Raw genomic sequence first — 24,630 nt, forward strand, 5'->3', positions numbered from 1 at the left:
GTGTCCTGGCGTGTTCTGCTCGAGGACGCCGGCGCGGTCCAATCGATGTCCCGCAAGGGCAACTGCTACGACAACGCGGTCATGGAGAACTTCTTCGGCCACCTCAAGGAAGAACTCTTCCACCATGCCCGGTTCCCCGGCACCGACGCCCTGGCAACGGCCCTGAACGAGTACATCCGCTGGTACAACACCGAAAGAATCTCAACAAAACTCAAAGGCCTGAGCCCGGTCCAATACCGCGCCCAGACCCTCGCAGCTTAGGCTGTAACCAACCAGTCCAACAATCGGGGACCAGTTCAGCCGCACCGTGGGACATGCTCATTCCGGGCGGCGAAGACTGGACATTGTGGCCTTATGTCCAGCCGTCGGAACCACCAGAGGGCATGTCCAGAGAGGGGCCTGGGCCACCGGAGGGTATGTCCAACCGCCGGATCCTCCACAGAGCATGTCCAGAGGCAGAGGCAGAGGCAGCGGCAGCGGAAGGGACGCGCCGGAGAGGCCAGCCGGCCGGGACGACGTGGGTCAGGCGCGCCGGAGCGAGATGTTGTTGCAGGCCTCGCAGACGTCCTCCGGGATGACTCCCCGCCGCTGCAGGAAGCCGAAGATGGCGCAGCCGAGGCAGAACCCGGCGAAGGCCTCCAGCGACGCCGCGGCGATCAGCACGGCCAGCAGGACCCAGGCCGCAGGCGCGAGGCCGGCGGCCAGCAGGACCGCGGCGGCCGTGGACATGGCGGCGCCAATGCCCTGGGCAAAGCGCTTGGGCGGGCCGGGGACAAGCCGGGTCCGCCCGAGCCACGGAGTCAGGACCTTGACGGAGAGCAGGGCCAGGGGCGAGATCCGCGGGCCGAACAGTACACGCAGCCAGAATCCCGCCGCGATGGCGGCCAGGCCCCAGCCGAAGCCGGTCAGCAGGGTCACCGCAGAGAGCGCCACCACCAGGGCGGCCGTGATGCGGGCGGAGTACTCGTTCACCGGGTTCGGGAACGCGAACACGCGGCGCCAGTCGATTCCGCGCTCCGACGCCACCGGCGTCGACGAAACCGCGGGCGTCTGTCCATCCATCAGTTTGCTCATCCGCCAAGGCTACGAGCCGGCGCGCACTGGAGGTAATGAATGTTGCGCCGTATGACTGCGGGCGTTTTCAGGCGGGCGCCGCGGAGGTGGTACGTCCGGCGGCAGCAGTCAGGCGGGGGCTGCGGCCACGTGGCCGCCGACCATCTGGAGGAATTCGCCTTCGGACAGGACTTCGATCCGCTGCCCGCGGTCGTGCAGTTCCAGGACGCGGCGGGCCTTGCCCGTGAGCCGGCCGGAGCGCAGGTCCGCGGCGACGAAGCCGTCGCCGACCACCAGGACGGTGGTGCGGGCCGTCACCCGGCTTTCGGGCCGGGCGCCGAGCTCGGCGGAGCGGATCTTCGCCTCGGGCCGGGGAATCGCCAGCTCACCGGTGAACACGACCGTCTGGCCGAACAGCGGGTGGTCGGGGCTGGCGGCAGCGTTGGGCTCCGGGTTGGCGCCTTCCTCCGGCCATCCGGCAGCGAACGGCCGCCGCAGCGGCACGCCTGCAGGTCGGCCGCCGGCGAGCGCCTCCAGCGCGGCCGCGGTGGCTTTGGACAACGGGTCGCGGCGCGGATCGAAGGCGGCCTGGCGGGACACCGGCAGGCCCAGGGCGAGATGGAGCTCAGCGATGCTCGCTGCCCCGTTCCGGGCGGCGATGTCGATCAGGATGCCGGCACAGGCACGTGCGTCCTCGGCCGCATCGTGGTGGTTGACCAACGGCACGCCGGCCTCCTCGGCGGCATATGGCAGCGAATTGGACACCAGCGAGTAGCAGCGCCGGGACAGCATCACCGTACACACGTAGTCATAGGCCGGCCCGGGCAGACCGGACACCTCCAGACCCGAGCGGATCACACCGAGATCGAACGCCGCGTTATGGGCTGCCAGCACGTCCCCGCCAATGAACGCCCCGATCTCGGGGAACAGTTCCCCAAAGCGCGGCAGCCCGGCCACCTGGTCCGGACGAATACCGTGGATCCGGACGTTGTGGGGGTCGAAGGTGTCGTGGTTTTCGGGCGGCCGCATCAGCCACGAGGCCTCCTCGACGACGACGCCGCCGCGGACCCTGCTCAGGCCAACGGCGCACGGTGACCCGCGGAAGCCGTTCGCGGTCTCAAAGTCGATCGCCGTAAAGTCCAAACCCACGGCTCAACTTTACCGCCCGGTAGCGGCCGCCGGCTGTCAAGTACCCTTAACGGGTGAACCCAATAGCAATGAGCGCCCTCGCCGTGCCCGCCTTCGGCGGCGCCGGACCCGTACAGCCGCAGCTGGCCTCCTTCCTGCCCGACTGGCTCAATCCGCAGGTTTTCCTGGCGAATCCGGCCTTCGCGCCGTGGGTGGTCCTGCTGATCTGCGGCATCATTTTTGCCGAGACCGGCCTGCTGATCGGCTTCTTCCTGCCGGGCGACTCCATGCTGTTCACGGCCGGGCTCCTCGTGGCTACCGGCACCATCCAGGTCAACATCTGGGTCCTGACGGCGCTCATCATCATCGCCGCCATCATCGGCAACCAGGTGGGCTACCTGATCGGCTCCAAGGCCGGCCCTGCCCTGTTCAACAAGCCCGATTCGAAGCTGTTCAAGCGGGAAAACGTGGAAAACGCGCACGCCTTCTTCGAAAAGCACGGCGGCAAGGCCCTCATCCTGGCCCGCTTCGTCCCGATCATCCGCACGTTCGTCCCGGTGATCGTGGGCGTCGCGCAGATGAGCAAGCGCAAATTCTTCACCTACAACGTGATCGGCGCGGTCCTGTGGGGCGGCGGCGTCACCCTCCTGGGCTACCTGCTCGGGGACAAAGTGCCGTGGGTCCGGGACAACCTGGACATCATCTTCATCGCGATCGTGCTGGTCTCCGTGATCCCGATCGCCATCGAGGTCATCCGCGGCGCGGTCGCCAAGCGGCAGTCCGAGAAGTACGGCACCGACATCGTGGACGAATTCATCGAAGAGCACGAGCCCGAAGAGGAGCGCCGGACGCCCTGACCGCCCGGGGCGGCTCACGCCCCGCCCCGCCTACGCGCCGGCCAGCGCCTCGACGATGGCCGGCAGGAGCGCCCGGAACGCGTGGCCGCGGTGGCTGATGGCGTTCTTCTCCTCGGCACTGAGTTCCGCGCAGCTGCGGTCCAGGCCGCTGGGCTGCAGGACGGGGTCGTAGCCGAAACCGCCCGCCCCGCGGGGTTCGCGCAGGAGCATCCCTTCCAGCTGGCCGTATTCCACGACTTCGCGGCCGCCGTCGGGTCCTGCCCCGGGTACTGCCAGTGCCGCGGCGCAGACGAACGCGGCCCCGCGGTACTCGTCCGGCACATCGGCCAGCTGGGCCAGCAGCAGCCGCAGGTTCGCGGCGTCGTCGCCGTGCCGGCCGGACCAGCGCGCCGAGAAGATGCCGGGCGCGCCGCCGAGCACGTCGACGGCAAGGCCGGAGTCATCGGCAATCGCCACGAGCCCGGTGGCTTCCGCCACGGCCCGCGCCTTCAGGAGCGAATTTTCGGCGAACGTCACGCCGGTCTCGGCGACGTCGGGGGCGCCGGCAGCGCCGGCATCCACCACCTGTGTGTCGACGTCGAGCCCGGGCACCTGCCCGCGCAGCAGTTCGCGCAGTTCGCGCAGCTTGCCCTTGTTGTGCGTGGCCAGGACGAGCCGGGGAGCCGGGGCACCGGCCGGGCCCGTGCCCGGGAGCCCGGTCACGGTGCCTCGGCCAGGGTGTCGCGCTGGATCGCGGCCAGCTGCCCGGTGCCCAGCAGTGCCAGGTCCAGCAGCTGGTTCAGCTCGTCACGGTCGAACGGTGCGCCCTCCGCCGTGCCCTGGACCTCGACGAACTTCCCGGAGCCGGTCACCACAACGTTCATGTCCGTCTCGGCGCGGACGTCCTCGACGTAGGGCAGGTCGAGCATCGGCACGCCGTCGATGATGCCGACCGACACCGCGGCGATGGTGTCGATGAGCGGCTCGGCGTTCTTAGCGATCATCTTCTTTTCGCGGGCAAAGCGGATGGCGTCCGCGAGCGCGACGTAGGCGCCGGTGATCGCCGCGGTGCGGGTGCCGCCGTCGGCCTGCAGGACATCGCAGTCCAGCACGATCGTGATTTCGCCGAGGGCCTTGGTGTCGATGATCGAGCGCAGCGAACGGCCAATCAGCCGGGAGATCTCGTGGGTGCGGCCGCCGATCTTCCCCTTGACCGATTCGCGGTCCGAGCGGGTGTTCGTCGCCCGCGGGAGCATGGCGTACTCGGCGGTGACCCAGCCGCGCCCCTCACCCTTGAGCCAGCGCGGCACGCCTTCCGTCAGGGAAGCGGTGCACAGGACACGGGTGTTGCCGAACTCGATCAGGGCCGAGCCTTCGGCCTGCTTGGACCAGCCGCGGGTGATGCTGATCGGCCGCAGCTGGTCGGCGGTGCGGCCGTCGGCGCGGATGACGGGGACAGAGGGAGCTTGGGAAGTCATGCCTTTAGCTTATCGACATGCGGGCCTCTCCCCCCGTCCCCCTCAGACGGTGTAGTGCACGCCCGCGACGGCGACGGCCACGTCCTTGCCGAAGACGTCCTTGGCCTCGGCCATGACCTTGGTCTGGGAGGTCCAGACGGGGATGTGGGTCAGCAGCAGCCGCCGCGCCCCGGCAGCGACGGCGGCCTCCCCCGCCCGTTTGCCGGTCAGGTGGACGTCCTTGATGTCGTCGTCGCGGCCTTCCTCGAAGGCCGCCTCGCAGAGGAACAGGTCCGCGTCGCGGGCCGCGTCTTCCAGCCCGGTGCAGGCGTCGGTGTCCCCCGAGTAGCTCAGGACGCGCGTGACGGGGGTGCCGTCCTTGTCCGGTTCGGTCACCTCGACGCGGAGGGCGTAGGCCTCTTCCACAGGGTGGTTGACCGCGTAGGGGGTCACCGTGAAGGGACCCACGCTCACGGGCTTGTGCTCGGCCCAGTTGCTGAAGTCGAATTCCTCGTGCATGCCCGGGTCCAGGTCCAGGCCGTACGCGGTGGCCATCCGGTCGGCGGTGGCGGCGGGTCCCCATACCGGAATCCGGCCCCGGCCCCAGCCGCCCGGCTTCCAGCGCACGGCGACATGCAGCCCGCACAGGTCCATGCAGTGGTCCGGGTGCAGGTGGGTCAGGAAGATCGCGTCGATGTCCTCGAGGTCCGTGTAGCGCTGGATGGCGCCGAGCGCCCCGCTGCCGAGGTCCAGGACAATCTTCCAGTTCCGTTCGCCGTCAGTGGCGGTCAGCAGATAGCACGACGCCGGCGAGCCGGGCCCGGGGAAGGACCCCGTGCAGCCCACGATGGTCAGCTTCACAGCAGTGATCCTCCGCCCGCGGGACCGCCCACAAAGTTCGAGATCCGCGGCCGGCCCGTGCCCGCCCGGGCGGCGGCGATCATCTCCGGGGTGATCCTGGCCAGGCTTCCGGTGGGGTATTGCGCGGCGACGTGGTCCACATGGCGCACGCTGAGAACCTCGGGGCCCAGGAAACGCCGGGCGAGGTGCTCAAACTGTGCGGCGTCGCCGGTGGCAATGAAATTGTGTTCGGGGGCGGCGGCGTCCGTGCGCTCCAGCCCCCGGGACGCCAGGGCACGATAGACGTCCTTGGCCGTTTCCTCGGCACTGGAAACCAGGGTGACGTCCTCGCCCATGACGTAGGAGATCACACCGGTCAGCAGCGGGTAGTGGGTGCAGCCGAGCACCACGGTGTCCACGCCCGCGGCCTTCAGCGGTGCCAGGTAGTCCCGGGCGACGGCCAGCAGTTCCGGCCCTGTGGTGATCCCGGCCTCCACATAGGGCACGAACGCCGGGCACGCCACGGACGTGATCGCCAGGTCCGGGGCGGCCGCGAAGGTGTCCTCATAGGCGCGCGAGCCCACCGTGGCCGACGTCCCGATCACGCCCACCCGGCCGGTCCGGGTGGCCGCGACGGCACGCCGGACCGCCGGCTGGATCACTTCGATCACGGGGATCCCGTACCGGGCCGTGTAGCGTTCCCGGGCGTCGCGCAGCACGGCCGCCGAGGCCGAGTTGCAGGCGATGGTCAGCAGCTTCACGCCGGAGTCCACGAGCTCGTCCATGACGCCGAGGGCGTTCGCGCGGACCTCGGCGATGGGCAGGGGGCCGTAGGGGCCGTTGGCGGTGTCACCGACGTACAGGATGGATTCGTTGGGCAGCTGGTCAATGATCGACCGGGCCACCGTGAGGCCGCCGACGCCGGAGTCGAAGACGCCGATGGGCCGTGTCCCCAGCTCTGTTGCCTCTTCGGCGCCCGCGGGGCCGGTTGCTGCGTTGTCCGCCAACTCCGCAGCAGCAGCGGCGGCCGGGTCCATACTTGATGCTGAAGTCATGATTATTCGAGGATAGGGCTTCACCACAGGTGCGGCCATCTGATTGTGTCGAGTAACTCGTGTGGGTTAGGTCACACCGGCGGGCGGATGCCGTTTCAGTCAGCGGCGCCGGTCCGGCGCCCTGTTCCGCGGTTGAGGGCCAGGTGGCCGCCCAGGAATCCGGCTGCTGCCAGGATGGCGTTGCCAGCGAGGCCAAGTTTCACTCCCAGGGCGTGGCGGCCGCGTGTCCTGGCGATCAGGGAACCCAGGAAAAGGAAGACGGCGGTGTCGGTGCCCAGTGCGTGCACCGCGCCGATCCGGCGCTCCGGCCCCGTCATGTCCGCCCAGTCGCTGGTGCCCGCGATAGCGGTCGGCACGGCCGCTGCCAGCCCGGCGCCGACCAGGATCGTGGCACTGCGGCGCGCTTGGGGTCCTCCGGCCAGATCGAGGATGCCCGCACTGGTCCAGCACCCGAGCGTCAGGTCGGTGAACATCGGATGTACCGGGTGGCCCAGGGCGCCGGTGTGGAAGGGGCTGCGCCGCGCCCAGCCGATGACCGGCCCGTAGACCCGCTCCTGGGCCACGGCCACACGTTCCGACCAGGGGCTTTCGCCGACGGCCCGGACCAGGCGCTGCGGCAGCGGCACCCCGTTCATGTCAGCGCCGGGCATCCAGCGAATGCACCATGGCCTGGACCAGCGACTCCTGCAGCCAGGTGGTGAAGTTGTACACGAGGGCCAGGTAGCTTTCCACGTCCTCGGCCTGGGACCAATCCTGCATGAGGTGGACGTTGTCGGCGTCGGCGTCGTCGCGGATGTCGAGGCGCTCGGCGAGCACCAGCCGCACGTCATTGAGGGCGGCGGCCCAGTGCCGGGCGTCGGCCGGGGTCAGGACGAGATCCTCCCGGTCCAGGCTGAGGGCGGCAGCTTTCAACGCGCCGATCTTGCTTTCGCGCAGCGACCGCTCGGTGTAGCGGCGGAACTCGAGGGAGGCGGCATCGTCGTTCTTCATCACGTTGGGCAGCAGCCGCCGCAGGGCCCGGTCCGAGGGTTCGCGGGCGTCGGCGTCCAGTCCCACCAGGGCGGCCAGGGGGTCCTCGTTGGCCCGCTCTGCCGGTTCGAGCATGGAGATGACGTCGTCGAAAAGGCTGCGCAGCAGGTCCCGTTCGGCCGGTTCCAGGAAACCGCGGATGCCCTTGAGCCCGTACTTGAATGCCTTAGCCACGTTTGCCCTTGCCTTTGCCGGATCCGCCCGCGTTGCCGCCGGTGGCTTTTTCCACGGTCGCCCAGAGGCCGTAGCCGTGCATGGCGACGGCGTGCTGCTCCACCTGCTCCTTGCTGCCGTGCGCCACGATCGAGCGGCCCTTCTTGTGGACCTCCATCATGAGCTTGTTGGCCTTGGTCTCCGAGTAGCCGAAATAGCTGCGGAACACGTAGCTGACGTAGCTCATCAGGTTCACGGGATCGTTCCAGATGACGAGGTTCCAGGGGATGTCCGGGGCGGTCAGGACGTCGATGGACGCCGCTGTGCCGGTCTGGGTGCTCTCCCGCGTGTCGGGGCCGAGCGCAACGCTGAGGGTCATCTGTCCATTCTATGGGGAGGTGGGCCCGCGCCGGCGAGGGTCCCGCGGCGAAGCGGAGCGAGACGTGGGAGCCGGTGGGTGGGCCCACGCCGGCGAGGGCCCCGCGGCGAAGCGAAGCGAGACGTGGGAGCCGGTGGGTGGGCCCCGCGGCGAAGCGAAGCGAGACGTGGGAGCCGGTGGGTGGGCCCACGCCGGCGAGGGCCCCGCGGCGAAGCGGAGCGAGACGTGGGAGCCGGTGGGGACTAGAGTGAATTTGTGAGTTCATCAGCTGGCTGGGACCGTCCCCGCACGTCCCTGTACACCGATCACTACGAGCTGACGATGCTGCAGGGTGCCCTGCAGTCCGGTGCGGCTCACCGGAAATCCGTCTTCGAGGCCTTTGCCCGGCGGCTCCCGGACGGCCGTCGCTACGGGATCGTCGCCGGCACCGGACGGCTGCTGGAAGGACTCGCGAACTTCCGTTTCGGCGAACCGGAGCTCGACTACCTGCGCCGCACGAAGGTCGTCAACGACCAGACCCTGGACTACCTGGCCGGCTACAACTTCTCCGGCGACATCTGGGGGTACCCGGAGGGTGAGGCGTACTTCCCCAACTCCCCCGTCCTGATCGTGGAGTCCACGTTCGCCGAGGCCTGCATCCTGGAGACGTACCTGCTCTCGGTGCTCAACCACGACTGCGCGATTGCCTCGGCCGCGTCCCGGATGATCTCCGCGGCCGGCAACCGCCCGTGCATCGAGATGGGCTCGCGGCGGACGCATGAGGAATCAGCGGTTGCCGCCGCCCGGGCCGCGGTCATCGCCGGGTTCGACAGCACCTCCAACCTGGAGGCCGGCCTGCGCTACGGGCTCAAGACGGTGGGCACGGCCGCGCACTCCTTCACCCTCCTCCACGACACGGAGCGGGAGGCCTTTGAGGCGCAGATCGCCGCCTTCGGGCCGGACACCTCGCTCCTGGTGGACACGTACGACGTCGAAACGGCCGTCCGCACGGCCGTCGGCCTTGCCGGGGATAAACTCGGCGCGGTCCGGCTCGACTCCGGGGACCTCGTGGCCCAGGCCCAATGGGTCCGGCAGCTGCTCGACGATCTCGGCAATGACCACACCAAGATCGTGGTGACCTCCGACCTCGACGAATTCGCCATCGCGGCGCTGCAGTCCGCCCCCGTGGACTCCTACGGCGTCGGTACCTCCCTGGTGACCGGCTCCGGCGCCCCGACGGCGAGCATGGTCTACAAGCTGGTCAGCCGCACCGACGACGCCGGCGAGTTCGTCTCGGTCGCCAAGGCCGCGAAGAACAAGGCCAGCAAGGGCGGCCGCAAGTATGCGCTGCGCAAGCTCAACGAGCGCGGGACCGCCACGGCGGAAATCGTCGGCGTCGGCCATCACCCGGAGGACGACGGCAACGACCGCCCGCTGCTGCAGCAGTTCGTCAAGAACGGCGAGCTCCTGCCCGGCTGGACCGGCCCCGAAGGGGTCCAGCGCGCCCGCCGGCGCCACGCGGAGACCATGAAGGAACTCCCCGCCGTCGTCAACCGGCTGCAGCGCGGCGAGGCCGCCATCCCCACCACGTACGAGGAGGACTGAATGTCCCGCGCCCTGATCATCGTTGATGTCCAGAACGATTTCTGCGAGGGAGGGGCCCTGCCGGTCACCGGCGGGGCGGACCTCGCCGGCGAGATCAGCGAGTATGTTGACGCGCACCACGGCCAGTTCGACCACATCGTGGCCACCCAGGACTGGCACGTCGATCCGGGGGCGCATTTCTCGGACGATCCCGACCACGTGGACAGCTGGCCGCGGCACTGCGTCGCGGGCACCCGCGGAGCCGAGCTGCACCCCGACCTCGATCCCGAGTACATCCAGGCGTACTTCCGCAAAGGCCAGTTCGCTGCCGCGTACTCCGGCTTTGAAGGCCTGCTGGCCCCGGAAGACGACGTCCCCACCGGCGCCCGGACACCCGGCGCCCTGCCCGGTACCCCCGCCCCCGGGGAGGACGCCGAGAGCGCTTTCGTCGGCGAGGACGCGATCGGTCTGGACGACTGGCTGCAAAGCCACGACGTCGAGGACATCGTGGTGGTCGGGATTGCCACGGACTACTGCGTCAAGGCGACGGCGCTGGACGCCGTGCAGGCCGGCTACTCCGTCACGGTGCTGCGGGGCTTGACGGTCGGCATCGCCGAAGACCTCGACGACGCCGTGGCCGAGATGGAGCTTGGCGGCGTCGATGTCCTCTGAGCCCGCCGCCGCCGCAGTAGACTCGAAACCAATGCCACCCAGCTGGCCATACAGCCTGACCCGTAGAACTCCGGAGTACACCATGAAGAAGACCCTGACCGTTTTGATTGCCGCCGGAGCGCTGCTCGGCGCCGCAGGCTGCTCGGCCTCGCCGCAGCTGACCAACGCGGAAACCTGCGCCCGGGTCAAGACGGTGGTCTCCGCCCAGTCCGCCACCTCAGACCAGGCCGGCATGGCCAGGGTCGCCAACCAGCTGCGGCCCATCAAGGCGGTGGCCTCGGATGACCTCAAGGGCCCGCTGCAGACCATCATTGAGTACTTCGACGAGTCTGCCAAGCCCAACCCGGACACCACCAAGCTCGAGGCCATGAAGGCCGACTACACCGCCGCCGGCCAGAGCTACGGCAAGATCTGCGGCAGCGGCCAATAGCCCCGCGCAGCACACCGCTACACAGCGCAGCGCACTAGTTCCTACGGAAAGGGACCAGGCCCCGGGCCTGGTCCCTTTCCGCATCCCGCGCTGTCCCAGCGCTGTTACGTAACTGCTATTTCCGCCCGATGAACCAGTCCTGCAGCTTCCGCAGGCGGGTCTGCAGCTGTTGCTCGTTGGCCTGGGCGACGGCGGGGCCGCCGCAGACGGTCCGGAGCTTGGTGTGGATGACGCCGTGCGGTGTGCCGGTCCGGGCGGACCACGCCGCCACGTTCTTCGCCAGCTCCGTGCGCAGGTCCATGAGCATCCGGTGGTCGGGCACCGCGGGGGCTGCCGTCTCGGGTGCGGCTCCGGACTGCGGGGCGCGCTTGTTCTTGCGGTTCAGCTGCTCGTGCTGGCGCTGGCGCAACAGCGTGCCGACCTGTTCGGCGTCCAGCAGCCCCGGGATGCCCAGGAAGTCGAGCTCGTCCTCCGAGCCCACCTCGCCGCCGGTGCCGAACTCGCCGCCGTCGAAGAGCACCCGGTCGAAGGACGCCTGCGAGTCGAGGGCCTCGAACTTGCCCTTCATCAGGGTGTCAGAGGCCTTCTCCTCGCGGTTCGCCTCGTCCATGAGCGAGTCCTCGGGGTTGAAAAGGCCGTCGGCGTCTTCCTTCTCCGGGCGGTCCAGGGCGTGGTCCCGCTCGGCTTCCATCGAGTTGGCCAGCGCCATCAGCTGCGGCACCGAGGGCAGGAACACCGACGCCGTCTCGCCGCGCTTGCGGGCACGCACGAAGCGGCCCACGGCCTGGGCGAAGAACAGCGGGGTGGAGGTGGAGGTCGCGTAGACGCCGACGGAAAGCCGCGGAACGTCCACGCCTTCGGACACCATCCGGACAGCCACCATCCAGCGTTTGTCGCCGGCCGAGAACTCCTCGATCTTGCTGGAGGCCTTGGCGTCGTCGGACAGGATCACGGTGGGAGATTCCCCGGTGATCTTCTTCAGCTGGCCGGCGTAGGCCCGTGCGTCCTCGTGGTCGGTCGCAATGACCAGGCCGCCGGCATCCGGAACGCTGCGCCGGACCTCGCTCAGGCGTTTGTCCGCCCCGGCCAGAACGGCCGGGATCCATTCGCCGGCAGGGTTCAGGGCTGTGCGCCAGGCCTGCGAGGTGATGTCCTTCGTCACGGCGGCCTCGCCCAGGGAGGCGGCCATCTCATCGCCCGCGCTCGTGCGCCAGCGCATCTGGCCGGAGTAGGCCATGAACATGACCGGGCGGACCACGTGGTCCCGCAGTGCCTTGCCGTACCCGTAGGTGTAGTCGGCCTTCGACCGCCGGATCCCGTCCCGGTCCTCGGCATACTCCACGAACGGGATCGGCGAGGTATCGGAGCGGAACGGGGTACCGGTCAGGGACAGCCGGCGGGCCGCGGGATCGAACGCCTCGCGAAGGCCGTCACCCCAGGACAGCGCCTCGCCGCCGTGGTGGATTTCATCCAGGATCACCAGGGTGCGGGCGGCCTCTGTCTTGGCCCGGTGCAGCATCGGCTTGCTGGCCACCTGCGCGTACGTCACGGCGACGCCGATGAAGCCGCGGCCGTGCTGGCCGTCGGCGTTCTTGAAATTGGGGTCGATCGCGATCCCCACCCGGGCGGCGGCGTCGGCCCACTGGCGCTTGAGGTGGTCGGTCGGCGCCACGATGGTCACGCGGTTCACCACGCCGGAATCGATGAGCATCGACGCCACCCGCAGGGCGAAGGTGGTCTTGCCGGCACCGGGGGTAGCCACGGCAAGGAAATCCTTGGGGTGGGTGCTGAAATAGTTGTCCAGCGCTTCCTGCTGCCAGGCGCGCAGTTTCGGGGCGGTGCCCCAGGCCGCCCGTTCCGGATAGGCGGGAGGAAGCGTGGGTCCGCCGAAGAGTGTCTCTGTCACTGGGTCGCCCCCCATCCGCGCATGGCTGCAGCCGACGGAGAAACCCAAGTAAGCACAAAAACACCAATCTTTTTCGGATGGGATGCCGGGCGGAACCCGGCCGGCCAGAAAATGACGGCGGCGCGCTAGAGCACCGCCGCAAACAGACACCGCCGCAAACAGACACCGCCGCAAACAGACACCGCCGCAAACAGACGCAGTCTACCGACGCCGGCTACCGGCGGAAACGGCTACGGAACCTCTGCGGGCCGCCCGTTGCCGTCACGTGCAGTTACTTGTCGCCGGAGCCCTTGCCGCCGTCGTCCCCGGGGCGCAGGCCCTCGTAGACTTCCTTGCACTCGGGGCAGACCGGGAACTTCTGCGGGTCCCGCCCGGGTGTCCAGACCTTACCGCACAGTGCGATCACGGGCTCGCCGGTCAGTGCGGATTCCATGATCTTTTCCTTGCGCACATAGTGCGCGAAGCGCTCCCGGTCGCCCGGTTCCACTTCCTGGCGCAGTTCCTCGCGCTCGATCGTGGCCGTAGACGTCCCTGCTCCGGAGAGCTCGCGCATCGGGTCGTTTTCGAGGGGATCGGTCATGCTTGTCATGTCACCCATCTTAGCCGTTGGAAGCGTGCCGCCGGACCCGCAGGGTGCCGGCGGGGGCGTTCAGAGGCCCTGCCAGGCGGGTTTGTGCTCATAGCTGTGACGGTAGTAGTCGGCCAGCCGGAGGGAGGACGCCGCCGCCTCATCGACGAGGATCGTGGCGTGCGGGTGCAACTGCAGGACCGAGGCCGCGCAGATGGCCGCGACGGGGCCTTCGGCGAGGTCCCGGACGGCCTGCGCCTTCTGCGCCCCGGTGGCGATGAGGATCACGTGCCGGGCCTCCAGGATGGTGCCCAGCCCCTGGGTCAGGACATGGCGGGGGACCTCGGAAAGGCTGCCGAAAAACCGTGCGTTGTCCCGGCGTGTCTGCTCGATCAGGGTCTTGATCCGGGTCCGGGACGCCAGGGATGAACCGGGCTCATTGAACCCGATGTGGCCGTCGGTTCCGACCCCGAGGAGCTGCAGGTCCACTCCCCCGGCGTCGCGGATGGCGTCCTCGAAGGCCCGGCAGGCCGCGGGAATGTCCGCGGCGGCGCCGTCGGGCACGTGGACGTTGGCCGGGCTGACGTTAACCCTGGCGGTGAATTCGCGGGCGATCACCTGGCGGTATGCTTCCGGATGGTCCGCCGGCAGTCCCACGTACTCGTCCAGGGCGAAGGCGCGCACCTGGCTGAAGTCCAGGCCGTCGCGCTCATGCCGCAGGGCAAGCTCGCTGTAGACGGGCAGCGGTGTGGAGCCCGTCGCCACCCCCAGGACGGCGTCCGGCTTGCGGCGGAGCAGCGCTTCCACTGCATCCGCCGCGAGCGACGCGATCTGCCTGCTGCCGGGGAGAATGACAACTTCCATGAACCCTGCCTATGCCGGGCGCCGATGCCGGCGCACTCCCAGCATGCACCTGTCAGCGGTTGACGGCCAGTTGTGCCAGCAGCTCCGGTGCCCGGCGGTCAAGCCATGCCCCGCCGGCGCGTATCCCGGCGACGAAGAGCGCGAGGCCCAGCACGGGCCCCAGCACCAGTGCGGTCCACCCCGGCACAGGGCTGCCGGTGATGAACTGCCCGGCAACGAGCGCCACTTCGGGCGCGACGAGGACCATGAGGACCGCCATGCCGCCGAGCTGCACGGCAAGGGTCTGGGCCACGTTGCCCGGCGGCTTCTTGAACGGGCTGTCGCCCGGCAGCGGGACGCTCACGGTGTAACGGGCCGAGACCACCGAGGCCAGGCCGAGGCCGCTGAACAGGACGCCGAGCGAGAGCCCGAGGACCCCGGGCAGCTTGTCCCAGGCACCCGTGACGAAGAAGGATCCGATGCTGAACAAGATCACGACGGGCAGGGCGAAGCTCAGGCACGCCAGGGCCCGGCCAAGCCGGTCGTCCGCGCCGCGCACGCCGGCGGACACGTGCAGGGCGAACGCGGTGCTGTCATAGGACACATCCGAGGAAATCGACCACGCCAGGAGGAACGCCGTGAGCGGACCGACAAACTGGAGGGGCCCGTAGAACCCGCTCTGGCTGCCCTGGAACAGGAACAGCACGGGCAGCAGCGGGACCACCACGAGTGCCCCGGCGTAACGCGGGTCGCGCAGCCAGTAGTACAGCGACCTCGCGGCGATGGCGGCCGCCGGGGTCGCCGGCAGCACCCCGAACAGCCCGGTGCCGCCGGAGCGCCGCTTGGCGCTTCCCGCGTAGGGCGGGGTCACCAGGGCACGCTGCAGCAGGACCTGCCAGGCCAGGGTGAGCCCGGCAAGCGTGGCCGTGGCGATGAGGAATTTCACGGCTCCTGGCCCGTAGTTGCCGGCGGCGAACTCGCCGCCGAGCGCGAAGGCCGCACCGGCCGGCGTCCAGGACAGCGTCCGGGCCAGGCCGGGCAGGTAACCGCCGGAGCCGGCGATCCCCTCGGCGACGGCCGCCACAATGGGCCCGGTGAGCACGAGCGGAATGAGGAACGCGACGGCGCTGATGTCCTTGAAGCGCCGTGAACTGGCAAGGCCCGCCGTCGCGGTGGTCACCACCTTGGACAGCACGATGCAGCTCAGGACGCCCAGGACGGCTCCCGCCAGGGCGCCGGCTGCGCCCGGCACGTTGCGGGACCAGGTGCCGACGGTGGCGAGTGCCACGAGGGAGGTGGCCACGCCGGGCAGCCCGATCAGCCCGCCCAGCGCCAGCCCGGCCAGCAGCTGCGGCATGGGCACCGCGAACGTGGTGAACCGGGCCGGGTCCAGGGTCATGTCCGCGGCGGAGATGGCCACGGGAATGACGGCCCAGCCCAGCAGCGCGGCCGCGCCGCCGAGGACCACGACCGTCTGGGCGAGCTCGATCTCCTGGCCGCGCAGGACCAAAAGCCCGGCGGCGAGGAGGACGACGATCCCCAGGGCGTACAGGGCGCCGATCCCGAGGCCCACCAGCTGCCAGGGACTGCGCCTGACGCTGTTGCGCAGCAGCGCCAGCTTGAGTCTCAGAAGGTGCGCAACCATTCCAGGCCTTCCGTGTGGTTCCGGCCGCCCACGAGCTGGACAAAGCGGTCCTCGAGGCTTGCCCCGGCCCGGACCTCGTCCACGGTGCCGGCCGCCAGGACCCGGCCGGCGGCGACGACGGCGACGTGGTCGCACATCCGCTGGACGAGGTCCATGACGTGGCTGGAGACGATCACCGTGCCGCCGGAGGACACGTAGCGGTCCAGGATGTCGCGGATGTTGGCCGCGGAGATGGGGTCCACCGATTCGAACGGCTCGTCCAGGACCAGGAGCCGCGGCGCGTGGATCAGGGCCGAGGCGAGGGCGATCTTTTTGGTCATGCCGGCGGAGTAGTCCACCACCAGCGTCCCGGCGTCGTTGCCCAGGTCCAGGGCCGCAAGCAGCTCCGTGACCCGGGAAGCCACCAGGTCCCGGTCCATCCCGCGCAGCAGGCCGGCGTAGGTGACAAGTTGTTCGCCGCTGAGGCGGTCGAACAACCGGACGCCGTCGGGCAGGATCCCCATCAGCTTCTTGGCCTCGAGCGGATGCTGCCAGACGTCGACGCCGTGAACCAGCGCTGTGCCGAAGTCGGGGCGCAGCAGGCCGGTCGCCATGGACAGGGTGGTGGTCTTGCCGGCGCCGTTGGGCCCGACCACGCCGTAGAAAGATCCGGCCGGGACGTCCAGGCTGATGCCATCGACGGCGATTTTCGCGCCGAAACGCTTGGCGAGGCCGCGCAGGGACAGGGCGGGAACCGGCGCCGCGGAGGGGCCCTGCGGGGCGCGGGCAACAGGAGGCTGGAAAGTCATGTCGCTAGACTAACCGCCGCCGGAGGCTAAAAGGATCGTCCGGAAGGCGGAGTTTTTGGCGTTCCCGCCGCCCCGTTTAGAACGTGTGCCGGGGGATGGCGCGCTCGTACTGCGGCGGCCACGCCAGGTCATGGCCGAGCTCGAACGCGGCGCGCAGCCACCAGTGCGGGTCCCGGAGGGCGGCCCGGGCGATGAACACCCCGTCTGCCTGGCCGGTGGCCACCGCGTGCTCGGCCTGCCCGGACGAGGTCAGGAGCCCCACGGTGCCGGTTTTGACCCCGGCCTCGCGCCGGATACGGGCGGAGAACCCGGTCTGGTAGCCGGGGCCGAGCGGGATCTGCTGGTGGGCGACAGCGCCGCCGCTGGACACATCCACCAGGTCCACCCCGTGTTCCGCGGCGGTCCGGGCCATCCGGACCGAGAGTTCCGCGTCGATCCCGCCGGGTGCCCAGTCGGAGGCTGAGATGCGCAGCAGCAGCGGCATGGAGTCGGGGATGACGGCGCGGACGGCGTCCACGACGGCGAGCGTCAGCCTGTTCCTGCCTGCCTCGTCGCCGCCCCAGCGGTCCGTCCGGTCGTTGACGAGCGGGCTCTGGAACTGGTGCAGGAGGTAGCCGTGGGCGCCGTGGATTTCGATGGTGTCGAAGCCGGCGTCGACGGCCCGCACGGCGGCGGCGGCAAAGTCGGCGATGACGCCGTCGATTTCCGCTTCGGTCATGGCCGACGGCGGGGCGTAGCCGTCGAAGGCGCCGGTGCCCGGCCCGACGGTGTCCCAGCCGCCGTCGGATGCCGGCACGCTGCCCTTCCTGCCGGAGAACGGCCAGTAGGAGGATGCTTTCCTGCCGGCGTGCGCCAGCTGGGTGCCGATCTTGGTCTCCGCGGTGCCGTGCCGGTGCACGAAGGCGGTGATGCGTGCCCAGGCCGCGGCCTGGGCGTCGTTGTAGATGCCGGCGTCCCGCGGGCTGATCCGGCCAGCCGCGTTCACGGAGTTGGCCTCGGTGAGGATCAGGGCCGCTCCCCCGGTGGCGAACGAGCCCAGGTGCATGAGGTGCCAGTCGGTGGGCACCCCTTCGCCGGTCTCGGGCTCGCAGCTGTACTGGCACATCGGCGACACCCAGCCGCGGTGCTGCAGCCGCAGGGACCTCAGCTCCAGCGGCGCGAAGAGTGCGGACCCCACTAGAAGAGCACCCGGGCCAGGCCCTGCCGGGCCTTGGCGACGCGCTCGTCGCCGGTGCCCACGACGTCGAAGAGTTCCAGCAGCCGGACACGGGCGGTTTCGCGTTCCGGGCCGAAGTTCCGGCCGATGAACGCCACGAGCCGGCCCAGGCCGTCCTCGACATGGCCGCCGGCGATGTCCAGGTCGGCGACACCGAACTGGGCGTCGAGGTTGTCGGGTTCGTCGGCTGCGAGCCGGCGGAGGGCGTCGGCGTCGGGTCCGGACACGGACTGCAGACGCATCATGAGCTCCACCTGCGCCAGCCCGGCCTTGGCGTCGGCATCGGTGGGCATCTCGGTCAGGGCCTGCCGGTACGCCGCGGCAGCGGCCTCGTAGTGCCCGGCCTCGATGGCGTCGAAGGCCGCCTGGTGCAGGGGCGGCAGGGGCGGGGCCTCGGGTTCCCCGCTGCCGGGCCCGCCGGCGCCGATCCGGCCGGTGACGCCGTTGGCCGCGGCAACTTTGAGGAGTTCATCGAATAGGTCGCGGATCTGCTGCTCGTCGGCGCCGCCTTGGAAGAGGGGGACGGGCTGGCCTTTGACGACGGCCACGGCGGTCGGCACGGCCTGGACCTGGAAGGCCTGGGCCAGTTGCGGGAAGACCTCGATGTCGGCGGCGCCGAGCACCATCCGTCCGTCGTAGTTCTCGACGATGCCCTCCAGGACGGTCACCAGCCGGCCCGACTCGGGCGAATACGAGGCCCACAGGGCGATCACCACGGGGACCTGGGCGGAGAGTTCCACCAGTTCCTGGAAATTTCCCTCGGTCACGTCCACGCGCAGCGGACGGCGGGGGTGGTCGCCGCCGTCCCCGGATCCCGGGGCGCCGGCGGCGCGGGCATCAGCCGGGGCAGGTGCGGCGGCCGGCGCGGGCCGCTGTTTCAGGGCGGAAAGATCGACGGCGCCGCGCAGGTTCAGCGGGCTGGCGGCAACTGGCGGGACCGGGCGGGAAGCTGGCGTTGTCATAGCTCCACTCTAGCCAGTCAGGCCGCGGCCGGCGCCACCCAAGAAGGGCGGCGCCGGCCGGGCGCGAAGCGGCGGCTACTTGAATGCCGCCCCGACCAGGCCGCGGGTGGCGGCCACGAGCTTCATCGGGTCCTTCGATCCCGCCGGCGGGACATAGACGGCCACCGACTCGGCGAAGTTCAGCACCATGCCCGTACTGGTCTCCTTGCCGCCGGCCAGGGCCGCGGCGTCGTCGCCGATCGTGAGCTTGTCGCCGTCGGCCTTGGGGGTGCCGTCGAAGGCGAAGTTCAGCCGGCCCAGGACCAGCGCACCGCCGTCGGCCGTGCGGAACACCACCGTGCTTTCGGGCGCCACCTTGTGGGTGAAGGCGAAGGTGCCGTTGACGCCGGAACTGACGACGTCGGCCTGGTACGCAAGCGTGTCCGCGATGTACGGGGACGACTGGCCCTCAACGAGCTTGTCTTTGAACGCGGAGTCGGACTTGGTCAGCCGGTCTCCCAGCCCTGCGAGCGCTTCCTCACCGCTGTAGAGCAGCCCGGACTTGTCCGACGGCGCCAGCGTTTCGGTGCCGGCCCGGCCGATCGCCGGGAACGTGGCGCCGGGCTGCAGCGGCGTGGTGCCGACGAGCTTGTAGTTCTCCCGCGGGGAAGCCTGCGTCAGGGTCAGCAGCTGCGGGACGACGTTCCCGTCGCCCTGCGTGACGGCCATGACGGAGCGGGGCCAGCTGCGCTTGTTGGTCACCACGGTGGTCAGCAGCTTCGTGGAGCGGACCGGCATGCGGGACTCATAGGAGCCGACCTGGGACCGGATCTTGTAGTTCTGCGTGCGCACTTCGAGCTCGGACTTCGCCACGCGGCCCTGCAGCTTGGCGGCGTCCTTGGCGGCATCGCCGGCGTCGACGGCACCGGCGACCTGTTCCAGGACGCGGCGGAACTGGGCATCCAGCAGCACCGGGGCATCGCCGGCCGGGTCTTGGGTGGCGTCGCCCGGAGCTGCGCTGGTGGAGGCCGGGGCACTTGGCGACGGCGCGGGAGTCTGGCTGGCCTGGGCCGCCACGGACGTGCCGGCGACGGCCGCCGCCGTCAGCACGGCCACCACAACACCGTTCCGGCGTGCGGTGCGGCCGTTACGGCTGGCGCGCCTGTTCTCGCTGGCGCCCCTGCCCTTCTCCGGAACGGTCGGCTGCTGCACCGTGGCCGGCGCAGCAGGTGCGGAGGCACCCCGGACGTCGGCATCCTGGCCTGCGGTTTTCTCGCCTGCGGTTTTCTCGCCTGCGGCGTCCTGGCCGCCGCGGCGCACCGCGGCCTTGGCCCGCGCACGGCGGACAAACGAGTCACCGTCGCCTCCGCCGGCCGGGGTGTCCGGCCGCTTGCCGGACTTGGGCTTGAGGACCAGCAGCGGCCCGCCGGCGATAATCAGCAGGCCGCCGAGCACCATGAGCGGAATGGCCCACGGCGTGGAGGTGTCGTTGGGGAAGGTCATCGTGATGGAGCTCGGTGCGGGCTTGGTGCCGTCCGCGGCCAGGAGCAGGGACCAGTCCCCGTCGGCCGGGGCGTTCCAGGAGTAGTTCATTTCACCGCTGGCGTTCTCAGTGCTGACCCAGAGGTCCGAACCGGCCGGCGACGGCGCGGTGGCCTCGCCGTCGGTATGTGTGACCTGCAGCGCCTTACCGTCGTCGGAGACGCCGGCAACAGTGTTGTGCGCCGTCTTGCCAACCCAGGCATCGACGTCGTCCGGACGCCCGGCGGCCAGCAGGAAACTGCCCTCCCCCTTGACGCTGATCGTCACGGTTCCGGGGTGGAGGGCCCTTAGCTTCTCGTCAAAGACGGTCAACGGCGCGGCCGTACCGGCCGGGGCCGTGGCTGTGATTGTCTCCGGAGGAGCCCAGAACGTCTTCTGGCCAATGCCGGCCAGCAGCGTCAGGAGGCCGAGCAGCACCAGGGCAACTGCAGTCTTGAAACGCAAAATACACCTATTCATCAGCGGACACGTAGCTTCAATAGTAACCATTTTGTTACCCGCGAGTCAGATCCGCGCCCCTGCCCGGCCCCGACAGCGGGTCCCGCGCGGACGCCCCGCCCTTGAGCTGACAAGCCTGCTGATAGTGTTTGCGGTGATCATCACACCCGCGCCGCCAAGGCGGTGCGGTACGAGAATTAGGGGCATTCAACGCAGTGACTGAACATACGGATTCGTCCCCCGCCGGACAGGAACACAGCCAGGAATCCGGAAGCCAGGAACGCGGCCCCCAGCAGCCGGCCACCACGCCCCGCGCCCACCGGGCCGCGGCCCTGACCGCGCTCGCGCGCCGGCTGCGGCAGCCCATCCCGGGCGCGCAGCCTCGGCTCCGTTTTGAAATGCCGCCGGAGCACGAGGACGATGTTGCCGCCGCGGAGGGCGGCCCCGACACCCGCTTCGGTGCTCCCGGCCCGCGGATGTCCTCCCAGCACCCCCTCTATGTCGGATTCATGGGCACGGTGGGCGTCGGCATCGCCCTGCTGGTCTACTGGATCGGTTCCAACACGACCCAGCTGATCCTGTGGATCGTGACCGCACTCTTCATTGCCCTCGGCCTGGAACCGGTGGTGCGCTGGCTCGAAGGCAAGAATGTCCCCCGGGCCGCCGGCATCTTCGTGTCCGTCGCCACCCTGACCGTGGGCGTGGCAAGCTTCTTCGCAACCCTGATCCCCACGATCGTCCAGCAGGTGACCCAGATCGTGCAGCAGGCGCCGCGCTGGATCCAGGAATTCATCGACTCCGACTTCTTCCGCACCGTCGACAGCCAGTTCGGCGTGCGGGACCGCATCACGCAGGAAGTCGAAAAATTCGTCAACAACCCCGAAGCCATGGGAGGCATCTTCGGCGGAGTCGTCGGCTTCGGCACCACCGTTGCCAACGGGCTCTTCGGGGCGCTGATCGTCCTGGTCCTCAGCCTCTACTTCCTCGCCGCCATGCCCTCGATGAAGAAATGGGGCTACCGGCTGGCCCCGCGCTCCCGCCGCGCCCGGGTCGCGGCCCTCTCGGAGGAAATCACCGGCTCGGTGGGCAACTACGTGATCGGCCAGGCCGTCGTCGCCCTGGTAAACGCCACCTTTGCATTCATCGTGATGACGATCGCCGGGGTTCCGTTTGCCGTGCTGCTGGCATTCGTCGTGGCGCTGCTGGCCTTCATCCCGCTGGTCGGCGGCGTGATTGCCGGACTGATCGTGACCCTGATTGCCCTGACCGCCGGATGGCAGACCGCACTGGCCTACGCCGTCTGCTACTTCGCCTACCTGCAGTTCGAGGCCTACTTCATCTCCCCGCGCATCATGCAGAAAGCCGTCGCCGTGCCCGGCGCCGTGGCCGTCATTTCGGTGATCGCCGGCGGCAGCCTGCTCGGCGTACTCGGCGCCCTGATCGCGATCCCCACCGCCGCGGCGATCATGCTGCTGGTGAAGGAAATCTTCATCGCCCGCCAGGACAAGCACTAGCAAGCATGAGGCTTTAGGTGTGGGCGGTGGCGACCGGCCCGTCCCATTCCTGCGGCAGCACGGTGCCGACGCCGGGCAGGGCGCCGGGCAGGACCTCCTCGACGATCTCGTTGAGCACCCGTCCGGCGTACTTCTCCCCCACCCAGAGGTGCTTGGCGCCGTCGACACCGATAACCTGCGCCTGCGGAACGGCCGCGAACCGCTCGGCCGCGGCGTCCGGCTGCAGGTAGTCATCATGCTCCGGGACCAGCACCTTCAGCGGCTTGCCGGCGCCGGCCCACTCAGCCAGGTGCTTGTCCGTGGCCCGGTGCAGCGGGGGTGAGAGCAGCACGGCCCCCTCGATCTCGGAGGCCACCGGTTCCGTGGCCCCGTACATGAGCGCCAGTTCGGTGCCGAAGGACCAGCCCACCAGCCAGCGGTTGGGCAGGCCGCGGTCCACGGCGAACTGCACGGCGGCCTCGACGTCGAGACGCTCGCCGATGCCTTCCTCGAACGCTCCCCCGCTGGTGCCCCGCGGCGAGGTCGTGCCCCGGGTGTTGAAGCGCAGCACGGCGATTCCCGCCAGCGCCGGCAGCCGGTAGGAGGCTTTGCGGTAAACGTGCGAGTCCATGAAGCCGCCGTGCGTCGGCAGCGGGTGCAGTGTGATGAGTGTTGCCCTGATTTCGCCGGATTCCGGCACGGCGAGTTCGCCTACCAGCCGGTGCCCGTCCGAGGTGCGGAGTTCGACGTTCTCCCGGCGGGCCGGCAGGACGGTGGAGGCTCGGATGGCGGTCGGTGCGGACGGCTGTGTGAAGACGTACGACGCGGGATCAAAAGTCATGCTGTCCACCTTAGCGAAGCCGGTCAGCGGTACCGGTACGTCCGCGAGGTCCAGCAGTTGGTGTGCCAGTGCCGGCGTTCGGCGAGGCCGGCCGCCGCCCCGTAGATGTGGTCCTCGGCCCAGACCACCAGGTGGGCGATCCCGGGCAGCACGGCGGTGGAGCAGCCCGGGCAGATGTACGTCTTTTCGGCCCGGCTCGCGGTCATGGACCGGACCATCCACTCCCCGTCCGGCGCGCTCTCCCGGCGGGCAAAACCGGACCGGGCGCGTTCCAAGTCCAGTTCAGGGGGCGGGCCGTGCTTGCCTCCGGCTCTGGCTCCGGATCCTGCCTTTCCGGAAGGCGCGCGGCGGGGTCGGTTGGAGCGGGGCATGCTTCCATTCTGCCCCAGCCCGGGCACCCGGCATTGCCTCCAGCCGGTAAAGTGGTCCGGGTGCGTTTAGTCATAGCCCGCTGCTCCGTCGATTATGTCGGCCGCCTCAAAGCCCACCTGCCACTGGCCACCCGGCTCCTGCTGGTCAAGGCCGACGGCTCAGTCCTGGTCCATTCCGACGGCGGATCCTACAAACCGCTGAACTGGATGAGTCCGCCCGCCTCGCTGCGGGTTTCCACCCCGGAGGAGGTCGACGTCGAGGTTGGCGTCATCGAGCAGTGGACGGTCCAGTCGGCCAAGACCGATGACCGGCTCATCATCAATATCCATGAGCAGCTGCACGACACCTCCCACGAACTCGGCCAGGACCCCGGGCTGATCAAGGACGGCGTCGAGGCCGACCTCCAGCGCCTGCTGGCCGCCCAGATTGACCTGCTCGGTGCCGGATTCTCGCTGATCCGCCGTGAATACTTCACGGCGATCGGCCCCGTGGACATCCTCGCCCGGGACGCGGACGGCGCCACCGTGGCCATCGAGCTGAAGCGGCGCGGCGATATCGACGGCGTCGAGCAGCTCACGCGGTACCTGGAGCTGCTCAACCGGGACCCGCTCCTGGCTCCGGTCCGGGGCATCTTCGCGGCCCAGCAGATCAAGCCGCAGGCCCGGGTACTCGCCAAGGACCGCGGAATTGACTGTGTGACCCTTGACTACGACGCCATGCGCGGTGTGGACGACAGCGAATCCCGGCTCTTCTGAAGCTCTTCTGAAGCTCCTCTGATGCTCTTTCAAGTACGCGTCCGGGGACACGCCATTGCCTGCGCCTATGGCCCTTCACCTGCGGCGATTCGTGTTAAGCGGTTCTTTGCACAAAATTTATACAATTCCCCCGTGCGCCCGTTGACCTGACGCAAGTGTCATGAAATTCTTATACGAGTCTTTGTGTAGGTGTTTTTCATGCTCGCAAGACATGTTGCGAGCGTGAAGCTCCTGCCGCCACGATCCGGGATCCGGATCTGTTGCCAAGGTTCTTCTCGCAGAGTGACCAAGTCCGGTGTGAAGTGCGCCGGCCTTAACCAAGATCCACAATGAGGAGAAAAAATGGCACAGGGAACCGTGAAGTGGTTCAACGCTGAAAAGGGCTTCGGCTTCATCACCCCGGATGACTCCGAGGGCGATGTCTTCGTTCACTACTCCGAGATCCAGACCGGCGGCTTCAAGACCCTCGACGAGAACCAGCGCGTTCAGTTCGAGATCGGTCAGGGCGCCAAGGGTCCCCAGGCTACCGGCGTTACGGTCGTCTAGTTTTCCGCAGGGAACTGCCCGGCGCATTCCCCGCAATAAATGGTCCCCGGCATTTGTGCCGGGGATCATTTTTTATTGCCGGAGCACGGTTTTGGTAGGCGCCCTATTCCGACGGCAATTGCCGCCGGGTTTCAATGCGAC

General features: G+C 69.2%; 27 protein-coding genes. 8 read left to right on the top strand and 19 right to left on the bottom strand.

Going from position 1 to position 24,630, the window contains the following annotated elements; genetic code table 11:
* Window positions 1-261: IS3 family transposase (locus tag CFN17_RS18330; protein ID WP_208747745.1), on the top strand; the 261-nt coding region annotated here is incomplete at its 5' end.
* A gap of 261 nt (window positions 262-522) precedes the next feature.
* Here the strand turns inward: CFN17_RS18330 and CFN17_RS18335 are convergent.
* Window positions 523-1,074 (bottom strand): DUF4395 domain-containing protein, encoded by a 552-nt coding sequence (locus CFN17_RS18335; RefSeq protein ID WP_395925594.1) that lies wholly within the window; start codon window positions 1,072-1,074, stop codon window positions 523-525.
* A 108-nt stretch (window positions 1,075-1,182) separates the two neighbouring features.
* On the bottom strand, window positions 1,183-2,202 hold the full coding sequence (locus tag CFN17_RS18340) for an exonuclease domain-containing protein (RefSeq protein WP_208749115.1): 1,020 nt from the start codon (window positions 2,200-2,202) through the stop codon (window positions 1,183-1,185).
* A gap of 68 nt (window positions 2,203-2,270) precedes the next feature.
* Here CFN17_RS18340 and CFN17_RS18345 point away from each other — a divergent pair, with 68 nt between their 5' ends.
* Window positions 2,271-3,038 carry a VTT domain-containing protein gene (locus tag CFN17_RS18345; protein ID WP_208751580.1) on the top strand — a complete coding sequence of 256 codons (768 nt, stop codon included), beginning with the start codon at window positions 2,271-2,273 and terminating at the stop codon, window positions 3,036-3,038.
* A 30-nt stretch (window positions 3,039-3,068) separates the two neighbouring features.
* Here CFN17_RS18345 and rdgB read toward each other — a convergent pair whose 3' ends face one another.
* The 7 genes from rdgB to clpS all read right to left on the bottom strand — a co-directional run bounded on the left by rdgB (window position 3,069) and on the right by clpS (window position 7,930).
* On the bottom strand, window positions 3,069-3,740 hold the full coding sequence (gene rdgB, locus CFN17_RS18350; protein ID WP_208749116.1) for an RdgB/HAM1 family non-canonical purine NTP pyrophosphatase: 672 nt from the start codon (window positions 3,738-3,740) through the stop codon (window positions 3,069-3,071).
* A complete protein-coding gene (gene rph, locus CFN17_RS18355) occupies window positions 3,737-4,495 on the bottom strand; it encodes a ribonuclease PH (protein ID WP_315968639.1) in 759 nt (252 codons plus the stop codon). Before rph ends, rdgB begins: the two co-directional genes overlap by 4 nt.
* A 42-nt stretch (window positions 4,496-4,537) precedes the next feature.
* Window positions 4,538-5,335, bottom strand: coding sequence for an MBL fold metallo-hydrolase (locus CFN17_RS18360; RefSeq protein ID WP_208749117.1), 798 nt, complete (start codon window positions 5,333-5,335; stop codon window positions 4,538-4,540).
* Window positions 5,332-6,351, bottom strand: a complete 1,020-nt coding sequence (gene murI, locus CFN17_RS18365) for a glutamate racemase (protein WP_395926938.1) — start codon at window positions 6,349-6,351, stop codon at window positions 5,332-5,334. Before murI ends, CFN17_RS18360 begins: the two co-directional genes overlap by 4 nt.
* 113 nt (window positions 6,352-6,464) lie before the next feature.
* Window positions 6,465-7,019: a DUF2231 domain-containing protein gene (locus tag CFN17_RS18370; RefSeq protein ID WP_208749119.1), complete on the bottom strand. Its 555-nt coding sequence runs from the start codon at window positions 7,017-7,019 to the stop codon at window positions 6,465-6,467.
* Window positions 7,006-7,572 (bottom strand): DUF2017 domain-containing protein, encoded by a 567-nt coding sequence (locus tag CFN17_RS18375; RefSeq protein WP_208749120.1) that lies wholly within the window; start codon window positions 7,570-7,572, stop codon window positions 7,006-7,008. Before CFN17_RS18375 ends, CFN17_RS18370 begins: the two co-directional genes overlap by 14 nt.
* Window positions 7,565-7,930 (bottom strand): ATP-dependent Clp protease adapter ClpS, encoded by a 366-nt coding sequence (gene clpS / locus CFN17_RS18380; protein ID WP_208749121.1) that lies wholly within the window; start codon window positions 7,928-7,930, stop codon window positions 7,565-7,567. Before clpS ends, CFN17_RS18375 begins: the two co-directional genes overlap by 8 nt.
* 255 nt (window positions 7,931-8,185) lie before the next feature.
* Here clpS and CFN17_RS18385 point away from each other — a divergent pair, with 255 nt between their 5' ends.
* From CFN17_RS18385 to CFN17_RS18395, 3 genes are all read left to right on the top strand, one after another.
* Window positions 8,186-9,514 (top strand): nicotinate phosphoribosyltransferase, encoded by a 1,329-nt coding sequence (locus tag CFN17_RS18385; RefSeq protein ID WP_261792266.1) that lies wholly within the window; start codon window positions 8,186-8,188, stop codon window positions 9,512-9,514.
* Window positions 9,515-10,165 (top strand): isochorismatase family protein, encoded by a 651-nt coding sequence (locus CFN17_RS18390; RefSeq protein WP_208749122.1) that lies wholly within the window; start codon window positions 9,515-9,517, stop codon window positions 10,163-10,165.
* An 82-nt stretch (window positions 10,166-10,247) separates the two neighbouring features.
* The gene (locus CFN17_RS18395; RefSeq protein ID WP_208749123.1) at window positions 10,248-10,595 is read left to right on the top strand and encodes a hypothetical protein; all 348 of its coding nucleotides are present in this window, start codon (window positions 10,248-10,250) and stop codon (window positions 10,593-10,595) included.
* A 115-nt stretch (window positions 10,596-10,710) separates the two neighbouring features.
* On the opposite strand, the gene CFN17_RS18400 is transcribed toward CFN17_RS18395, so the two are convergent.
* The 8 genes from CFN17_RS18400 to CFN17_RS18435 form a co-directional block, all read right to left on the bottom strand.
* The gene (locus tag CFN17_RS18400) at window positions 10,711-12,501 is read right to left on the bottom strand and encodes a DEAD/DEAH box helicase (protein WP_208749124.1); all 1,791 of its coding nucleotides are present in this window, start codon (window positions 12,499-12,501) and stop codon (window positions 10,711-10,713) included.
* 271 nt (window positions 12,502-12,772) lie between these two features.
* Entirely contained in the window at window positions 12,773-13,099 is a 327-nt protein-coding gene (locus CFN17_RS18405) for a DUF3039 domain-containing protein (protein ID WP_208749125.1), read from the bottom strand.
* 51 nt (window positions 13,100-13,150) lie between these two features.
* Entirely contained in the window at window positions 13,151-13,933 is a 783-nt protein-coding gene (gene nagB, locus CFN17_RS18410) for a glucosamine-6-phosphate deaminase (RefSeq protein ID WP_208749126.1), read from the bottom strand.
* 52 nt (window positions 13,934-13,985) lie between these two features.
* Window positions 13,986-15,557, bottom strand: coding sequence for a transporter (locus tag CFN17_RS18415; RefSeq protein ID WP_208749127.1), 1,572 nt, complete (start codon window positions 15,555-15,557; stop codon window positions 13,986-13,988).
* Window positions 15,539-16,345 (bottom strand): ABC transporter ATP-binding protein, encoded by an 807-nt coding sequence (locus CFN17_RS18420; protein WP_208749128.1) that lies wholly within the window; start codon window positions 16,343-16,345, stop codon window positions 15,539-15,541. The genes CFN17_RS18415 and CFN17_RS18420 overlap by 19 nt, the downstream gene beginning before the upstream one ends.
* A gap of 76 nt (window positions 16,346-16,421) precedes the next feature.
* Window positions 16,422-17,522 (bottom strand): NADH:flavin oxidoreductase/NADH oxidase, encoded by a 1,101-nt coding sequence (locus CFN17_RS18425; RefSeq protein ID WP_208749129.1) that lies wholly within the window; start codon window positions 17,520-17,522, stop codon window positions 16,422-16,424.
* Window positions 17,522-18,523, bottom strand: coding sequence for a tetratricopeptide repeat protein (locus CFN17_RS18430; protein ID WP_208749130.1), 1,002 nt, complete (start codon window positions 18,521-18,523; stop codon window positions 17,522-17,524). The genes CFN17_RS18425 and CFN17_RS18430 overlap by 1 nt, the downstream gene beginning before the upstream one ends.
* 75 nt (window positions 18,524-18,598) lie before the next feature.
* A complete protein-coding gene (locus CFN17_RS18435; RefSeq protein WP_261792267.1) occupies window positions 18,599-20,488 on the bottom strand; it encodes a hypothetical protein in 1,890 nt (629 codons plus the stop codon).
* Between the two features lie 326 nt (window positions 20,489-20,814).
* Between CFN17_RS18435 and CFN17_RS18440 the strand changes: the two genes are divergently transcribed.
* Window positions 20,815-21,996, top strand: a complete 1,182-nt coding sequence (locus CFN17_RS18440; RefSeq protein WP_261792490.1) for an AI-2E family transporter — start codon at window positions 20,815-20,817, stop codon at window positions 21,994-21,996.
* A gap of 13 nt (window positions 21,997-22,009) precedes the next feature.
* Here CFN17_RS18440 and CFN17_RS18445 read toward each other — a convergent pair whose 3' ends face one another.
* Both CFN17_RS18445 and CFN17_RS18450 read right to left on the bottom strand, forming a co-directional pair.
* Window positions 22,010-22,816, bottom strand: coding sequence for an alpha/beta hydrolase (locus CFN17_RS18445; protein ID WP_208749133.1), 807 nt, complete (start codon window positions 22,814-22,816; stop codon window positions 22,010-22,012).
* 23 nt (window positions 22,817-22,839) lie between these two features.
* Complete coding sequence (locus CFN17_RS18450) at window positions 22,840-23,187, bottom strand: ATP/GTP-binding protein (protein WP_208749134.1); 348 nt, start codon at window positions 23,185-23,187, stop codon at window positions 22,840-22,842.
* A 60-nt stretch (window positions 23,188-23,247) separates the two neighbouring features.
* Here CFN17_RS18450 and nucS point away from each other — a divergent pair, with 60 nt between their 5' ends.
* Entirely contained in the window at window positions 23,248-23,943 is a 696-nt protein-coding gene (gene nucS / locus CFN17_RS18455; RefSeq protein WP_208749135.1) for an endonuclease NucS, read from the top strand.
* Between the two features lie 342 nt (window positions 23,944-24,285).
* Window positions 24,286-24,489, top strand: a complete 204-nt coding sequence (locus tag CFN17_RS18460; RefSeq protein ID WP_056738186.1) for a cold-shock protein — start codon at window positions 24,286-24,288, stop codon at window positions 24,487-24,489.
* Window positions 24,490-24,630 lie beyond the last annotated feature (141 nt).

Origin of the sequence: Arthrobacter sp. PM3 (assembly GCF_003352915.1) — a bacterium.
Lineage (GTDB): Bacteria > Actinomycetota > Actinomycetes > Actinomycetales > Micrococcaceae > Arthrobacter.

Coding starts and splice junctions, on each gene's coding strand:
- CFN17_RS18335 (WP_395925594.1), bottom strand. CDS start 1,074: ATGAGCAAACTGATGGATGGACAGACGCCCGCGGTTTCGTCGACGCCG.
- CFN17_RS18345 (WP_208751580.1), top strand. CDS start 2,271: ATGAGCGCCCTCGCCGTGCCCGCCTTCGGCGGCGCCGGACCCGTACAG.
- rph (WP_315968639.1), bottom strand. CDS start 4,495: ATGACTTCCCAAGCTCCCTCTGTCCCCGTCATCCGCGCCGACGGCCGC.
- murI (WP_395926938.1), bottom strand. CDS start 6,351: ATGGACCCGGCCGCCGCTGCTGCTGCGGAGTTGGCGGACAACGCAGCA.
- CFN17_RS18370 (WP_208749119.1), bottom strand. CDS start 7,019: ATGCCCGGCGCTGACATGAACGGGGTGCCGCTGCCGCAGCGCCTGGTC.
- clpS (WP_208749121.1), bottom strand. CDS start 7,930: ATGACCCTCAGCGTTGCGCTCGGCCCCGACACGCGGGAGAGCACCCAG.
- CFN17_RS18390 (WP_208749122.1), top strand. CDS start 9,515: ATGTCCCGCGCCCTGATCATCGTTGATGTCCAGAACGATTTCTGCGAG.
- CFN17_RS18395 (WP_208749123.1), top strand. CDS start 10,248: ATGAAGAAGACCCTGACCGTTTTGATTGCCGCCGGAGCGCTGCTCGGC.
- CFN17_RS18405 (WP_208749125.1), bottom strand. CDS start 13,099: ATGGGTGACATGACAAGCATGACCGATCCCCTCGAAAACGACCCGATG.
- nagB (WP_208749126.1), bottom strand. CDS start 13,933: ATGGAAGTTGTCATTCTCCCCGGCAGCAGGCAGATCGCGTCGCTCGCG.
- CFN17_RS18415 (WP_208749127.1), bottom strand. CDS start 15,557: ATGGTTGCGCACCTTCTGAGACTCAAGCTGGCGCTGCTGCGCAACAGC.
- CFN17_RS18420 (WP_208749128.1), bottom strand. CDS start 16,345: ATGACTTTCCAGCCTCCTGTTGCCCGCGCCCCGCAGGGCCCCTCCGCG.
- CFN17_RS18430 (WP_208749130.1), bottom strand. CDS start 18,523: ATGACAACGCCAGCTTCCCGCCCGGTCCCGCCAGTTGCCGCCAGCCCG.
- CFN17_RS18445 (WP_208749133.1), bottom strand. CDS start 22,816: ATGACTTTTGATCCCGCGTCGTACGTCTTCACACAGCCGTCCGCACCG.
- CFN17_RS18450 (WP_208749134.1), bottom strand. CDS start 23,187: ATGCCCCGCTCCAACCGACCCCGCCGCGCGCCTTCCGGAAAGGCAGGA.
- CFN17_RS18460 (WP_056738186.1), top strand. CDS start 24,286: ATGGCACAGGGAACCGTGAAGTGGTTCAACGCTGAAAAGGGCTTCGGC.